Source organism: Pseudonocardia alaniniphila (assembly GCF_022524485.1).
GTDB classification, from domain to species: domain Bacteria; phylum Actinomycetota; class Actinomycetes; order Mycobacteriales; family Pseudonocardiaceae; genus Pseudonocardia; species Pseudonocardia alaniniphila.
The window spans coordinates 157516-170329 of sequence record NZ_JAKXMK010000019.1 but is presented as its reverse complement, the minus strand read 5'-3'; the positions used below and the strand labels follow the sequence as shown (position 1 = coordinate 170329).

Below are 12814 nucleotides of genomic sequence, written 5' to 3'. Positions count from 1 at the left end.
GTCCGAACGGTACCGGGGGTTGTTCTCTTCCCTGGTACGGGTGTCCGATTCGCGTGGCCCTACCGGGCCTGCTGCCCCTGCGTGGAGCGTGCCGCGGCTCAGGAAGCCGTCGGGTGCGGTTGCGTCACCCGCGGGAGCAACACCGGGCGGTCGCTGCCAGGCGCGGGCTCGATCTCGCCGCCGCGGTACTCCGCGACGGACCGCCGGACGTCCTCGGCGAGATCCTCGAGCCGCACGACGACGCGCTGCTGCTCAGGCGTGAGGCGATCGAGGTCTAGCTCGCTCACCAGCAGGTTCACCGCGTCGAGAATGCGGCTCAGCTGCAACCCGTAACTGCCGACGTTGCCGAGCACATGCTCTTCGAGCTCGGCGTCGTGGGAGTTGAGGTTGATCGTGAAGTTGTCGAACCAGCTGGTCACCGGCCGGTAGTCCCACGTGCGCAGGAAGTTCCCGAACGGGTTGACCAGCCAGCCGACGAGGCTGCGGGATGCGTCGACGGCCATGCGCCCCTCCCCGGTCGCGCGATCCGATCACCATCGACGCTACCCGCGGGTCGTGCCCCTTCCGGGTTACTGATGGCGAGCGTCACTGCCCGGGAGCGAGACCCACATCGTGGACGTTACGGCGCCGAGATGCTCGGGTCACTCGCCTCCCGCCGGGACCGCCGCGGTGCCCGCAACGCGGACGTCCGGCCCGGATCCGTCATCGGCCACCAGATGGCAGGCCACCTGGCCGACCGGGGTCTGCCGCAGCAGCGGTACCTCGGTGCGGCACCGGTCCTGCGCAACCGGGCATCGGGTGTGGAACCGGCAACCTGGGGGAGGAGCGGTCGGCGACGGGATGTCGCCGGTGAGCAGCACGCGTCGGCGCGCCCGCTGTTCGCGCGGGTTCGCCAGCGGTGCGGCCGAGAGCAGCGCCTGCGTGTAGGGGTGCGCGGGCGAGCCGAACACCGCGTCCCGCGACCCCTGCTCCACCAGCGTGCCCAGGTACATCACGGCCACCTCGTCGGCCAGGTACTCGACGGCCGAGAGGTCGTGCGTGATGAACAGGCAGGCGAACCCGAGGTCGCGCTGGAGGTCGGCGAGCAGGTTGAGCACCGACGCCTGCACCGAGACGTCGAGCGCGCTGGTGGGCTCGTCGGCCACCAGTAGCCGCGGCGAGGAGACCAGTGCCCGTGCGATGCTCACACGCTGCCGCTGGCCGCCGGACATCTCGTGGGGGTAGCGCTGCGCGACCTGGCGGCGCAGCCCCACCTGCTCCAGCACATCCCCGACGCGCTGTTCGCGGTCACGCCGGGACTGTGCCAGACCGAGCAGCCGCAGCGGCTCGCCCACGATCTCGCCGACCGGCAGCCGCGGATCCAGAGAGCTCGCGGGGTCCTGGAACACGATCGAGACCTCACGCCGGTGCGGCCGCAGCCGCCGCCTGCTGAGCGTCGTGACATCGGTGCCGGCGAGGCGCACCGTGCCGGACGTCGGCTGCAGCAGGCGCACCACACACCGGCCGACGGTCGACTTGCCCGATCCGCTCTCGCCGACGAGGGCGAGCACGCGGCCACGCTCGATCCGCAGGCTCACCCCGTCGACGGCCCGCACCGGGCCGAAATGCATCACGAGGTCGTCCAGCTCCAGGGCCGCCTGCGGGGCCGGGGAGGCGGACTCCTCCATGAGACCAGTGATCGTCCTACCGTCCCTTCACGAGGAGTGCTTCGGCCGGATGCCAGCAGGCGGCCCGGTGCAGGGACCGTTCGTCGTCGGGGTCGGCCGGGGAGTCGGGTTTCTGCACCACCAGCGCCGGGGCCGACGCGCGGCAGCGCTCGTCCGCGGCGGGGCAGCGCTCGGCGAACGTGCAGGAGTCGGGCTGTTCCTGCAGCACCGGCACCAGCCCGGGGATCTCCTGCAGCCGCCCGCCCGCCGCGCGCCTGCCCGCGGTCGGGACCGCGCCGAGCAGGCCCAGCGTGTAGTGGTGGCGGGGAGCGTCGAACAGCTCCTGCGTGGGAGCGGTCTCGACGACCCGGCCCGCGTACATGACGAGCACCCGGTCGGCGATGTCGGCCACCACGCCGAGGTCGTGCGTGATGAGCACGATCGCCGTGCCGAGCCGCTTGCCGAGGTCGCGCAGCAGGTCGAGCACAGCGGCCTGCACGGTGACGTCGAGAGCGGTGGTCGGCTCGTCGGCCACCAGCACCGCGGGGTCGCAGGCCAGCGCCATCGCGATCATGACGCGCTGGCGCATGCCGCCGGAGAACTGGTGTGGATAGGCCCCCACGCGGGCGGCAGGCGAGGGGATCCCGACCAGCCCGAGCAGCTCGACGGCCCGCGCGAGCGCCTGCTTGCGCGAGAGCCCCTGGTGGATGCGCAGCGTCTCGGCGATCTGGCTGCCCACGGTGAACACGGGATTCAGCGAGGTCATCGGCTCCTGGAAGATGTAGGCCACCTCCGCGCCGCGCACCGTGCGCAGCACGGGCTCGGGGGCCCCGACGAGCTCCCGGCCGCGGAGCTTGACCGAGCCGGTGACGGTCGCCGAGCCGGGCAGCAGCCCGGCGATGCTCATCGCGGTGACGCTCTTCCCGCACCCCGACTCACCGACCACCGCGAGCACCTCGCCCGGGCGGACGTCGAACGACACCCCGTCGACGGCGGACACCCGCCCGTCGTCGGTTCGGAACGTGACCCTCAGGTCGCGCACGTCGAGCACGGCGTCGCCGGCCTGGGCCGTCACCGGGAGCTCCTCGGGTCCAGGGCGTCGCGCAGCGCGTCGCCGAACAGGTTGAAGGCGAGCGCCACGAGCATGATCGCGAGGCCGGGGATCACCGCCGTCCACGGTGCTTTCGCGGCGTACTGCTGGGCCTCGGAGAGCATCGTGCCGAGGCTCGGGGAGGGCGGCTGGATGCCGAGCCCGAGGAACGACAGCACCGACTCGCCGATGATCACCTGCGGCATGGCCACCGTGGCCTGCACGATCACGGCGGAGAGCGCGTTGGGGAGCACGTGACGGCCGAGCACCCACGCGTCGCCCGCCCCGTCCACCAGCGACGCGGAGACGAAGTCGAGGTTCTTGAGCCGGAGTGTCTCCGACCGGACGACGCGGATCATGCTCGGGATCTGGGAGATGCCCAGCGCGAGTGCCGCGTTGCCGAGGCTCGGGCCGCGGATGGCGGCGAGCCCGACCGCCAGCAGCAGGAACGGGAAGGCGAGCATCAGGTCGGTGAAGCGGGAGATCACCGCGTCGAGCGCCCGGAAGTAGCCGGCCGCAAGACCCAGCGGCACCCCGACGGCCAGGATGAGCGCGACGGCGAGCACGCCCACCTCCAGCGAGGCCCGCAGCCCGTACAGGATCCGCGACAGGATGTCGCGGCCGAGGTCGTCGGTGCCGAGGGCGAACCCCACGGTGCCGGGGATCTGGAACGGGGCGTCGAAGTGGACCTGCGCGGGGGAGTAGGGCGCGAGCACGGGAGCCAGCACCGCGGCCACGACGGCCACAGCCAGTACGGCGAACCCCGCGATGCCCAGCGGACTCCGGCGGAGCCTGCGCAGGGCCGCGCGGCGCCGCGGCGGTTCGACGCCCGGCTCCGGTGCCGCAGGGGTGACGATCTCGGTGGCGGTCATGCCGGCTCTCCTGCCACGCGGATCCGCGGGTCGATCAGCGAGTACGCGAGGTCGACCAGGAAGTTGATAACGATGTAGGCCGTGGCCGTCACGAGCACCACCCCTTGCAGCACGGGATAGTCACGCTGGAACACCGCGTCGATCGTCATCTTCCCGAAGCCGGGCAGGCTGAAGATCCCCTCCGTGACGACGGCACCGGAGATGAGGATGCCCAACTGCAGCCCGACGATGGTGGTCACCACGACGAGGCTGTTGCGCAGCGCGTGCCGCCCGATCACCCCGCGCGGCGAGACCCCTTTGGCCCGCGCCGTGCGGATGTAGTCGGCCCCGAGCGAGTCGAGCATCGCCGAGCGGGTCTGACGCATCACGACCGCCGCGATGCCCGTGCCGAGTACGAGCGCGGGCAGCACGAGGTGGTGCAGGTTGTCGATCGGGTTCTGGGTGAGTGGCACGAAGCCGGAGGCGGGAAAGACTCCCAGGCCGACCGACAGGTAGAGGATCGCGATCAACCCGAGCCAGAAGTTCGGCACGGAGAGCCCGAGCAGCGCGAGCCCGTTGGCGAACCACTCCGCGGGACGGCCGCGCCGGACGGCCGCCACCACACCGGTGGAGACGCCCAGCACGACCGCCACCAGCATCGCCAGCAGCGACAGCTCGATCGTCACCGGCAGCGCGGTGGCGATCATCGTCGAGACCGGGATGCCGGTCCGCGTGGAGCTGCCGAAGTCACCCTGCAGTGCGCCGAGTACGAACTTCCCGTACTGCACGATGATCGAGTCGTCGAGCCCGAGCCGCTCGCGCAGTGCCGCGAGCGACGCAGGGTCGCGTTCTTCCCCGGCGAAAGCGAGCGCCGGGTCGCCCGGCAGGGCGCGGACGCCGAGGAACACCACGATCGTGGCGAGCACCAGCGTCAGCGCCGACTGCCAGAGCCGGTTCAACAGGTAGGACCGCATGCCTTCGGCGTCCCGTCAGACCCGGGTGAGTCCCGCGAAGGCGACCCGCACGATCCCGTCCGGGAAGACCTGCACGCCCGACACCGAGTCGGCGACGCCGGTCAGGTTGCGCTGGCGGTACAGGTAGACGATCGGGTCGGCCTCGTGGATCTTCGTGACGATCTCGCCGTAGAGCCGCACCCGCTCGGCCTGGTCCGTGCTGGTGCGGGCCTGGGTGAGCAATGCGTCGAGCGCCGGGTCGCTGTAACCGGCCACGTTCTGGCCGCCACCGGTGCTGAGGTAGTTGGCGATGTTGTTGTCCGGGTCGATCCGGCCCGACCAGCCCAGCTGCAGCATCTCGAAGTCACCGCGGTCCTGCTGGTCGAGCAGGGCCGAGTACTCCACCGGCTGGATCTCCAGGTCGAAACCGCCGGTGGCCACCGTGGCCTGCAGCGCCTGCGCCAGCCTCAGCGAGTCGGGGTTGTTCGACGTGATCATCGCGATCTTGTAGGGAATCGTGACGCCGGCCTCCTCCAGAAGCTTGCGAGCGGCGTCCGGATCGTGCGGCGTGCAGGCCTGCGCGGCCTCACTGGTGAAGGCGGTGTCCGGGCTGATCGGCGAGCACGCCGACGCGTAGAGCCCGCCGAACACAGCCTGTACGAGGCCCTGGCGGTCCACCGCGAGCTCGAACGCCCGGCGCACCCGGGGGTCGTTCGCCACCGGCGTGCCCTTGTCCCCGAGCGGGTTGTCGAGCCCGGCCACGTTGCCGATGTTGAAGGTGATGCCCTGGTAGCCCAGGGAGTTCGACTCCAGAACCTGGATGCCCGGCGTGGTGCGCAGGGCGGGGGTGTCCTGCGTCGAGAGTGTGTCGGCCACCTGGGCGTCACCGGAGCGCAGGTTCGCGGCCCGGATGCTGGCGTCGGAGATGATCCGGTAGGTGATCCGGTCGAGGTGCACCTTGCCGGCGTCGTAGTAGTTCGGGTCGCGCACCACGTCGATCGAGTTCTGTGCCACGCGCTTCTCGAACTTGAACGGCCCGACGCACACCGGCGCCGTCCCGAACTTGTCCCCGAGCTGCTGCAGAGCCGCGGGGCTCATGATCATTCCGGCTCGGTCGGCGAGCACCGACGTCAGCGGGGCAAACGGGGTCGACAGGTGGACGACCACGGTGCTCGCGTCGGTCGCCTCGACCGAGGTGACCGGTCCGAGCTCGCTCTTGCGCCCGGATCCCGCCATCGTGAGGTTGCGCTGGAACGTGGTGACCACCGACTGCGCGTCCATCGGGGTGCCGTCGGCGAACTTCACCCCCTGACGCAGCGGGATCGTGACGCTCAGGCCGTCAGCGGAGACCGTGGGGAGCGCGGTGGCCAGCTGCGGAACGATCTGCGTGTGCTCGTCGAGGTCGTAGAGCTTCTCGCACATCGTGTGGAACACGTAGCGCGAGTAGAGCGAGCGGGACTGCGTGGGGTCGAGCATGTCGGGCTCGGCCGACAGTGCCATGACGAGCGTGCCGCCCTGTTGCACCGCGGCGGGGTCGGCCGGGGTACCGAACGAGTCGGTGGCGGGTGCCGCGGCGGGCCCGTTGCTCTGCTGCACGGGTGCGCAGCCGACGGCGACCGCCGCTGCCAGTGCGATCGCGAGCGCTCCCGCGCCGCGCCCCCGGATCCGTCGTGATACCAGGCTGCGCTTCATCGTCTTGCGTTCTCCCTTGAGCCGTCATTCGGTCGGGTGAACGTAATGCGCTTCTAGAAGCCGAGGCCATGGTGTAAAGGCAGTCTTGATCTAGCTGAAACACGGGGTGCACATCGCGGGCCCGGCAGCACGGCCCGGCACACTGGGATGCATGACCCGCCGGCTCGGGGCGCCCTGAATGCCCGCGCTCGACGCGGCGCAACAGCGTGAGAGGTTCGCCGCCGCCAGGGTGGCCCGCCTCGCCACGCTGCGCGCCGACGGCACACCGCGCCTGGTGCCCATCACGTTCGCGCTCGTGGACGGGCTCGTGTGCTCCGCCGTCGACGAGGTCAAGCCCAAGCGGAGCACCCGCCTCGCGCGGCTCGACGACGTCCGGCGCGACCCGCGGGTGGGCGTGATCGTCGACCGCTACGACGACGACTGGTCCGCGCTGTGGTGGGTGCGCGTGGACGGCACCGCGGAGATCCACGAGGGCGGCTCGCTGCGGGAGCGGGCACTCGCCGACCTGCGGGTGAAGTACCCGCCCTACGCCGCCGAGCCGCCGTCGGGCGCGGTGCTCGTGATCACGCCGTCGCGCTGGAGCGGGTGGACCGCGACAGGCTAGTCGGTGAAGTAATGACCTTCTTCCAGGTCTGCGATGAGCGTGGTGTGCACCGGATGCCATCCGAGCTGCTTGCGGGTGAGTGTGCTCGAAGCCTGGACGTCCATCGACAAGAAGGCGCCCAGCCAGCCGAAATGGGCCTCGACCTTCTCCGGGGGAACGGCGGTCACCGGCAGCTTCAGGTGCCGGCCGATGACCTCGGCGATGTCACGAACCGGCACGCCCTCGTCGTCGACCCCGTGCAGCAGCGCGCCCGCGGGCGCTGTTTCCAGCGCCAGCCGGAACAGGTGCGCGGCGTCGAGCCGGTGCACGGCGGCCCAGTGGTGGGAACCATCGCCCGGGTAGGCCGAGACGCCGGTGGTCCGGGCGATGCTGATGAGGCGGGGGACGAACCCGTGATCGCCCTTGCCGTGAACCGACGGTGGGAGCCGCACCACCGAGGCACGCACGCCGCGCGCGGCCGTCGCGAGTGCTGCCAGTTCGGCGGGCATTCGGGGTGCGGCCGGCGACCCGGCATCAGGCATGTCCTCTTCGGTCACGACGCCGCCAGGCGTGAGCCCGGCGGTCCCGGAGGTGATGACGAAGGGGCGATCGGATCCCGTGAGCGCCTCGCCGAGGGTCTCGACGGCACGAAGATCCGTGCGCACGGCGCCCGGATGGTCGGAGAAGTCGTGGATGAACGCGGTGTGGATCACGCCGTCCGAGGCGGCCGCTCCTCTGCGCAGGCTGTCGAGGTCGTCGAGGGCGCCGCGGTGCACCTCGGCCCCGGCGGCCGCCAGTGACGTGGCGGCCTCATCCGAGCGGGCGAGCCCGAGGACCTCATGTCCGGCGCTCTGCAGTTCGCGGACGATGGCGCTACCGATGAATCCGGTCGCGCCGGTGACGAAAACGCGCATGGTGCATTCCTTCGACGAAGCAACGTGGTCGGTCCCGAGCGGCACCGGGCCGGTGCGGTGCTCGTGATTCGACCTTGCGGCCGGGGAGCGCTCCGGGTCCAAGGCCCGTTCCGTACCGGGCAATACACGTGAGGCATCACCGCAGGTCAGATGGGTTTGCGTCGACGGTATGCCCGGCGCGAGAGGTTACGATGCGGACATGCCAGAATCGGCGCCGGTGGACCTCGATCTGCGGCTGGTGCGGTACTTCACCGTCGTCGCCGACCACCGCCACTTCGGCCGCGCGGCCGCCGCGCTGCGCATCGCCCAGCCATCCCTGAGCCGGCAGATCCGCCGCCTCGAACAGGAGCTCGGCGCCCGTCTGCTCGACCGCACCCCCCAGGGCAGCAGGCTCACCGAGGCCGGGGAGGTCTTCCTCCCTCGTGCCAAGGCGCTGCTGCGCTCCGCCGCCCAGGCCGCGGCGCAGACCCGCGCTGCTGCCCAGCCCAGCCGCATCACCATCGGCTATACCACGAACCTGATCGTCACCCCAGCGGTGCGCGAGCTTCGGCGTCAACACCCCGATGCCGACGTGCGCAGCGTGCACCTGCCCTGGAACGAGCCGCGCGATGCCCTGCTCGACCACCGCGTGGACGTGGCGGTGACCAGGCTGCCGATCGGTACCGACCAGCTGCACGTCACGATCCTCTACGACGAGCCCCGGGTTCTGCTCGTACCTCTCGACCACCGCCTGGCCGGCAAGGAATCCGTCACCTTCGACGACATCGCCGGAGAACCCATGCCCCGGGTGTCGGACGACCTGACCTGGAACGCCTACTGGCGCATCGACCCCCGGCCCGACGGGAGCCGGGCGCCCGACGGTCCGGTCGTAGCGGACGTCGAGGACAAGTTCGAACTCATCGCCTCCGGGCAGGCCGTGGCCATCGTCCCCGCCGGGGAGCGTGTTCGCAGCATCCGTCCCGACCTCACCACGGTCGCCCTGGAGGGCGTCGAGCCGAGCCACGTCGTGCTGGCCACCCGCGCCGGCGACCGCAGTCGTCTCGTGGCGGCCTTTCGCAGATGCGCCGACGCCCTCCTTGCCGGTCCGAGGTCACCGATCGCCCCCAGCCGCTGACCCGGGGGTTCTCACCAGGCGCAAGACGGGGGCGATCCGTCGCGGACCGGGGGCGTACCTCCTGGAACGGCATGACCGGGGAACCGATCCTGAACCGGCCTGAACCAGTACACGTTTCCTGGCTATCGACAAGCACGAAGGAGCATCTCGATGTCCGCCGAACTCAGCTGGATCCTCGTCGTCGTCTTCATGCTCATCGGGGTCACCGCGATCCTGCGACGGCGACTCTCCGGGGGAACCGTGATGATGACCGCTGCCGTGCTGGTCATGGCAGGCCAACTGATCACGATGTCCGGCATCGTCACCTGAGCCGGCGGCGCCCGTCCGTCACGTGCTCACCTGGACGACGGCCTCGATCTCCACAGCGATGTCGAACGGCAGCTCGGCCATCCCCACCGCGGACCGGGCACCGCGCCCGGCGTCGCCCAGAACCTCGACCAGCAGGTCGGAGCAACCGTCGATCACCGCGGGCGTCCGGTTGAACCCGGGAGCGCAGTTGACCATGCCGAAGATCCGTGCCACCCGCCGGACCCGGCCGAGGTCGCCGATCTCGGCCCGCAGCGCCGCGAGGAGCTGCAGGCCGGTGAGCCGAGCGGCCTCCCGCGCGGCGTCGAGGTCCAGACCGCCGTCGCCGACCTTGCCGACGACCATGCTCCCGTCCGACCGCACCGGGCCCGACCCGGAGAGATACACCAGGTCACCCACCGTCGCAGCCGGCACGTAGTTCCCGGCCGGGCTCTTCGGGGTGGGGAGCTCGAGGCCCAGTTCTCGCAGTCGCGCGTCGACATCCACGCCCTGACCGTACGGTGCAGCGGCCCGTTGCGGATCTTCCCGTGCCGCGAGGACGAGGATCTCGATCGTCCGGGGGGCTGGTCCCTGCCCGGAAGCTCGGGCTCAATATCCACATGAGGTCAAGCGCGCCCGAGCCGGCGGCGACGATCGGTGACGTCGCCGTCCGCTTCGGACTGCCGCAGCACGTACTGAGGCACTGGGAGAGCGTCGGGCTCCTCACACCGGCCCGGGACTCCTCCGGGCACCGCCGGTACGGCCCGGCAGAGCTGGCGCGGATCGCGATGATCCTGATGGGCAAGGAGGCGGGGTTCGGTCTCGGCGAGCTGCAGGTGCTGCTCTCCGGGCCCGATCCGATGCGGCACGCCGACCGGCTCCGTCGCCACGTCGCGGTACTGGACCGGAGGATCGCCGAGGCCACGGCGGCGAAGGAGCTGATCGAGCACGCCCTCGCGTGTCCGCTGCCCTTCGCCGAGTGCCCGCACGCCCGCGAGCAGATCGACGCGCGCATTCCGGCCGAGCCCGCCTGACCGGCTACACCTGGTCCTGCGGGCCGAACACGGTGTCGAGCTGTGCGTCGAGCACGGCGAGGGCGTGCTCCGGGGAGTAGTGGCCGCCGAGCACGTGGACGCCGAGCCCGTCGACGAGTGCGAGCAGGGCCGTTGCTGCGACCTCCGGGTCACTCACCCGGCCGGCCGCTCGTATCTGGTCGGCGAAGAACGCCCTGAGGACCCCGGTGTTCTCGCGCAGCTCCGCGGCGACGTGCGGCCGGACGGCCGCGTGAGCGAAGAAGGCGAGGGCCACCCGGCCCTCCGCGGCACGCTCCTCGTCGAGCGGGAGCATCTGCACCAGTAGCGCCCGCACCAGCCCTCGTGGGCCCGGGACGTCATCCGGGGCGGCCGTGGCCAGGCGGGCCTGGACACTGCGGCCCACCATCTCCAGGGCGAAGACCATCATCTCGTCCTTGGTGTGGAAGTAGTGCTGCACCATGCCGGTCGAGACCCCGGCCTCGGCTGCCACATGGCGCAGGCTCACGGCCTCGAGACCCTGCTGGGCTGCCACCCGCATGAGGGCGTCGGCTATCCGGGCGCGCTGCGCCTGATGATCGACCCGCTTCGGCACCCGCACACCCTTTCACATTGCAGTCGTATTGACTCGTCTGCCGAGCGTCTTTACATTGCAGTCGTAATGCAAAATCACCCAGGGAGAGCCCGATGCCGACCACCACACGGACCCTGCCCTTCGAGCGCCCCGGCGTCCTCGAGCCGCCGCCGGCCTACGCCGAGCTGCGCCGTACCGAGCCCGTCGCCCGCGTGACCACGCCCGACGGCACGCAGGCGTGGCTCGTCACCTCCTACGACGCAGTCGCGACCGTGCTCGCGGACCCACGGTTCGGCGTGGCGCCACTCGGCGGCGGCGACCCGGGCAACCACACCCTGTTCCAGGACGGCGACGCCCACGCACGGCTCCGTCGCCTGGTGTCAACGGTCTTCACGCCGCGGCACGTGGAGTCGATGCGAGCCCGCATCGAGGAGCTGGCCGCCGATCACGTCGCCGCGATGGCTGCGGCGGGCCCGCCTGCCGACCTGGTCGACGCCCTCGCGGCCCCGTTGTCGATCACGACGATCGGTGAGCTGCTGGGCATCCCCGCCGACGACCGCGCTCAGCTGCGCCGCTGGGCCGACACCGTGCTCACGGTGGACATGTCGGTGCCCACCGGGGAGCTCGACGGAGCTGCGATGGAGCAGGCGTGGGAGTCACTGAGCGGTTATGCCGCCGAGCTGGTGGCGACCCGGCGGTCCGATCCCGGTGACGACCTCATGAGCGCACTGATCGGTGTGCACGACGCGCAGGACGGGCGGCTCAGCGGGGACGAGCTGACCGCGATGGTCACCACGCTCGTCAGCGCCGGCTACCTGAGCGCCTGCAACGTGATGTCCGTGGCGGTGATCCATCTCGTCGGCACCGGCCGGCTGGCACGCCTCGCCGGCGCCCCCGAGCAGCTGGACGCCACCGTCGAGGAGGTGTTGCGCCACCAGTCCGGTGTCACCGGCGAGGTACTGCCGCGGTGGGCCCACGAGGACGTCGAGCTGGGAGAGACGCGCATCGCGGCCGGCGACATGGTGCTCGCCCGGCTCGAGGCCGCCAACCGCGATCCCGACCGGTTCCCGGACCCCGACCGTTTCGTGCCCGAGCGGCCCAACCCGCACCTCGCGTTCGGCCGCGGCCCGCACCACTGCCTCGGCGCGGCCCTGGCCCGTACGGAGATCCGGGCGGCCCTGCACGCACTCGCGGTGCGGCTGCCCGGCCTGCGCCTGCGTGATCGGGTCGAGGACATTCCCTGGATCCACGGGTTCGTCGACTCCGGACCGGCCGCAGTGCACGTCACGTGGTGACGCGACCGGGACGCCTCACTACGGGAGCCGGTGCAGGAAGTCGGTGACCGCCCGGTGGGTGGCATCCGGTTGTTCCAGGTGGGGCGCGTGGCCGCAGTCGAGTACCAGCAGCTCGACCGGACCGGTAGCCGTGTCGCGCACCGCCTCGACGTGGGCCACGGTGCCGTAGGGGTCGGCCGTGCCCTGGATCGCGAGCACCGGACAGCTGATCGCGGACAGCTCGGGCCGGATGTCCCAGTCGCGGAACGCGTCATCGAGCCAGACGTCGTTCCAGTTCCAGAACGTGACGTCGGGGTCGCGGTGGTGGCGGGCCATGCGGGTGCGCAGGTCGCCCTCGGTGTAGTCGCGGCGGGCCTGCTCGATCCCGACGAGACCCACGTCCTCCACGAACGCATGGGGAGCCAGCACGACCACGCCGGTGGCGTCGCTCCCGGCCAGCAGCGCGATCGACGCACCGTCGCTGTGCCCGACCAGCACCGGGCGCTCCAGCCCGAGCGCGGAGCACAGCGCCGGGACGACGGTGGCGGCCTCGTCGTGCATGAACCGCGGCGTGCGTTTCTCCCGTGGCAGGTCAGAGTACCCGTGTCCGAAGCGGGAGTAGGCCAGCGCCCGGCGGCCGGTGGCGGCCGCGATGCGTTGGTGGAAACCGCGCCACAGCCCTACCGATCCGAGGCCCTCGTGGAGGAACAACAAGGGTGCGAGCTCGCCACCGGCGGTATCGGCCGGCACGTCGTCGTACTCGATCCGTCCACCGGGCAACTCGACGCTCGGGAGATCCGGCACCCG

At 71.3% G+C, this 12814-nt stretch carries 15 protein-coding genes; 5 read left to right on the top strand and 10 right to left on the bottom strand.

Annotation, left to right across the window (positions count from 1 at the left end; translation table 11 throughout):
- Nucleotides 1-98: 98 nt before the first annotated feature.
- The 6 genes from MMF94_RS22235 to MMF94_RS22210 all read right to left on the bottom strand — a co-directional run bounded on the left by MMF94_RS22235 (nt 99) and on the right by MMF94_RS22210 (nt 6232).
- Nucleotides 99-503 (bottom strand): hypothetical protein, encoded by a 405-nt coding sequence (locus tag MMF94_RS22235; protein ID WP_241039059.1) that lies wholly within the window; start codon nt 501-503, stop codon nt 99-101.
- A gap of 138 nt (nt 504-641) precedes the next feature.
- Nucleotides 642-1667: an ABC transporter ATP-binding protein gene (locus MMF94_RS22230; RefSeq protein WP_241039058.1), complete on the bottom strand. Its 1026-nt coding sequence runs from the start codon at nt 1665-1667 to the stop codon at nt 642-644.
- A gap of 16 nt (nt 1668-1683) precedes the next feature.
- Nucleotides 1684-2721, bottom strand: coding sequence for an ABC transporter ATP-binding protein (locus tag MMF94_RS22225; protein WP_241039057.1), 1038 nt, complete (start codon nt 2719-2721; stop codon nt 1684-1686).
- Nucleotides 2718-3608: an ABC transporter permease gene (locus MMF94_RS22220; protein WP_241039056.1), complete on the bottom strand. Its 891-nt coding sequence runs from the start codon at nt 3606-3608 to the stop codon at nt 2718-2720. The genes MMF94_RS22225 and MMF94_RS22220 overlap by 4 nt, the downstream gene beginning before the upstream one ends.
- Nucleotides 3605-4561, bottom strand: coding sequence for an ABC transporter permease (locus tag MMF94_RS22215; RefSeq protein ID WP_241039055.1), 957 nt, complete (start codon nt 4559-4561; stop codon nt 3605-3607). Before MMF94_RS22215 ends, MMF94_RS22220 begins: the two co-directional genes overlap by 4 nt.
- A 15-nt stretch (nt 4562-4576) precedes the next feature.
- Nucleotides 4577-6232 (bottom strand): ABC transporter substrate-binding protein, encoded by a 1656-nt coding sequence (locus MMF94_RS22210; protein ID WP_241039054.1) that lies wholly within the window; start codon nt 6230-6232, stop codon nt 4577-4579.
- A gap of 178 nt (nt 6233-6410) precedes the next feature.
- Between MMF94_RS22210 and MMF94_RS22205 the strand changes: the two genes are divergently transcribed.
- Nucleotides 6411-6836, top strand: coding sequence for a TIGR03668 family PPOX class F420-dependent oxidoreductase (locus MMF94_RS22205; RefSeq protein ID WP_241039053.1), 426 nt, complete (start codon nt 6411-6413; stop codon nt 6834-6836).
- Here MMF94_RS22205 and MMF94_RS22200 read toward each other — a convergent pair.
- Entirely contained in the window at nt 6833-7729 is an 897-nt protein-coding gene (locus tag MMF94_RS22200) for an SDR family oxidoreductase (RefSeq protein WP_241039052.1), read from the bottom strand. The genes MMF94_RS22205 and MMF94_RS22200 overlap by 4 nt on opposite strands.
- 199 nt (nt 7730-7928) lie before the next feature.
- Between MMF94_RS22200 and MMF94_RS22195 the strand changes: the two genes are divergently transcribed.
- Together MMF94_RS22195 and MMF94_RS22190 are read left to right on the top strand one after the other, a co-directional pair.
- Nucleotides 7929-8843, top strand: a complete 915-nt coding sequence (locus MMF94_RS22195; RefSeq protein WP_241039051.1) for a LysR family transcriptional regulator — start codon at nt 7929-7931, stop codon at nt 8841-8843.
- Between the two features lie 150 nt (nt 8844-8993).
- Entirely contained in the window at nt 8994-9152 is a 159-nt protein-coding gene (locus MMF94_RS22190) for a hypothetical protein (protein ID WP_241039050.1), read from the top strand.
- A gap of 18 nt (nt 9153-9170) precedes the next feature.
- Here MMF94_RS22190 and MMF94_RS22185 read toward each other — a convergent pair whose 3' ends face one another.
- A complete protein-coding gene (locus MMF94_RS22185; RefSeq protein ID WP_241039049.1) occupies nt 9171-9635 on the bottom strand; it encodes a RidA family protein in 465 nt (154 codons plus the stop codon).
- Nucleotides 9636-9748: 113 nt separating this feature from the next.
- On the opposite strand from MMF94_RS22185, the gene MMF94_RS22180 reads away from it, so the two are divergent.
- Nucleotides 9749-10162: a MerR family transcriptional regulator gene (locus MMF94_RS22180; protein WP_241039048.1), complete on the top strand. Its 414-nt coding sequence runs from the start codon at nt 9749-9751 to the stop codon at nt 10160-10162.
- A gap of 4 nt (nt 10163-10166) precedes the next feature.
- Here the strand turns inward: MMF94_RS22180 and MMF94_RS22175 are convergent, their stop codons facing one another.
- Complete coding sequence (locus tag MMF94_RS22175) at nt 10167-10754, bottom strand: TetR/AcrR family transcriptional regulator (RefSeq protein ID WP_241039047.1); 588 nt, start codon at nt 10752-10754, stop codon at nt 10167-10169.
- A gap of 92 nt (nt 10755-10846) precedes the next feature.
- Between MMF94_RS22175 and MMF94_RS22170 the strand changes: the two genes are divergently transcribed.
- The gene (locus tag MMF94_RS22170) at nt 10847-12028 is read left to right on the top strand and encodes a cytochrome P450 (RefSeq protein ID WP_241039046.1); all 1182 of its coding nucleotides are present in this window, start codon (nt 10847-10849) and stop codon (nt 12026-12028) included.
- A gap of 18 nt (nt 12029-12046) precedes the next feature.
- Here MMF94_RS22170 and MMF94_RS22165 read toward each other — a convergent pair whose 3' ends face one another.
- Entirely contained in the window at nt 12047-12811 is a 765-nt protein-coding gene (locus MMF94_RS22165) for an alpha/beta fold hydrolase (protein ID WP_241039045.1), read from the bottom strand.
- Nucleotides 12812-12814 lie beyond the last annotated feature (3 nt).

Coding starts and splice junctions, on each gene's coding strand:
- MMF94_RS22235 (WP_241039059.1), bottom strand. CDS start 503: ATGGCCGTCGACGCATCCCGCAGCCTCGTCGGCTGGCTGGTCAACCCG.
- MMF94_RS22230 (WP_241039058.1), bottom strand. CDS start 1,667: ATGGAGGAGTCCGCCTCCCCGGCCCCGCAGGCGGCCCTGGAGCTGGAC.
- MMF94_RS22220 (WP_241039056.1), bottom strand. CDS start 3,608: ATGACCGCCACCGAGATCGTCACCCCTGCGGCACCGGAGCCGGGCGTC.
- MMF94_RS22215 (WP_241039055.1), bottom strand. CDS start 4,561: ATGCGGTCCTACCTGTTGAACCGGCTCTGGCAGTCGGCGCTGACGCTG.
- MMF94_RS22210 (WP_241039054.1), bottom strand. CDS start 6,232: ATGAAGCGCAGCCTGGTATCACGACGGATCCGGGGGCGCGGCGCGGGA.
- MMF94_RS22205 (WP_241039053.1), top strand. CDS start 6,411: ATGCCCGCGCTCGACGCGGCGCAACAGCGTGAGAGGTTCGCCGCCGCC.
- MMF94_RS22200 (WP_241039052.1), bottom strand. CDS start 7,729: ATGCGCGTTTTCGTCACCGGCGCGACCGGATTCATCGGTAGCGCCATC.
- MMF94_RS22195 (WP_241039051.1), top strand. CDS start 7,929: ATGCCAGAATCGGCGCCGGTGGACCTCGATCTGCGGCTGGTGCGGTAC.
- MMF94_RS22190 (WP_241039050.1), top strand. CDS start 8,994: ATGTCCGCCGAACTCAGCTGGATCCTCGTCGTCGTCTTCATGCTCATC.
- MMF94_RS22180 (WP_241039048.1), top strand. CDS start 9,749: ATGAGGTCAAGCGCGCCCGAGCCGGCGGCGACGATCGGTGACGTCGCC.
- MMF94_RS22170 (WP_241039046.1), top strand. CDS start 10,847: ATGCCGACCACCACACGGACCCTGCCCTTCGAGCGCCCCGGCGTCCTC.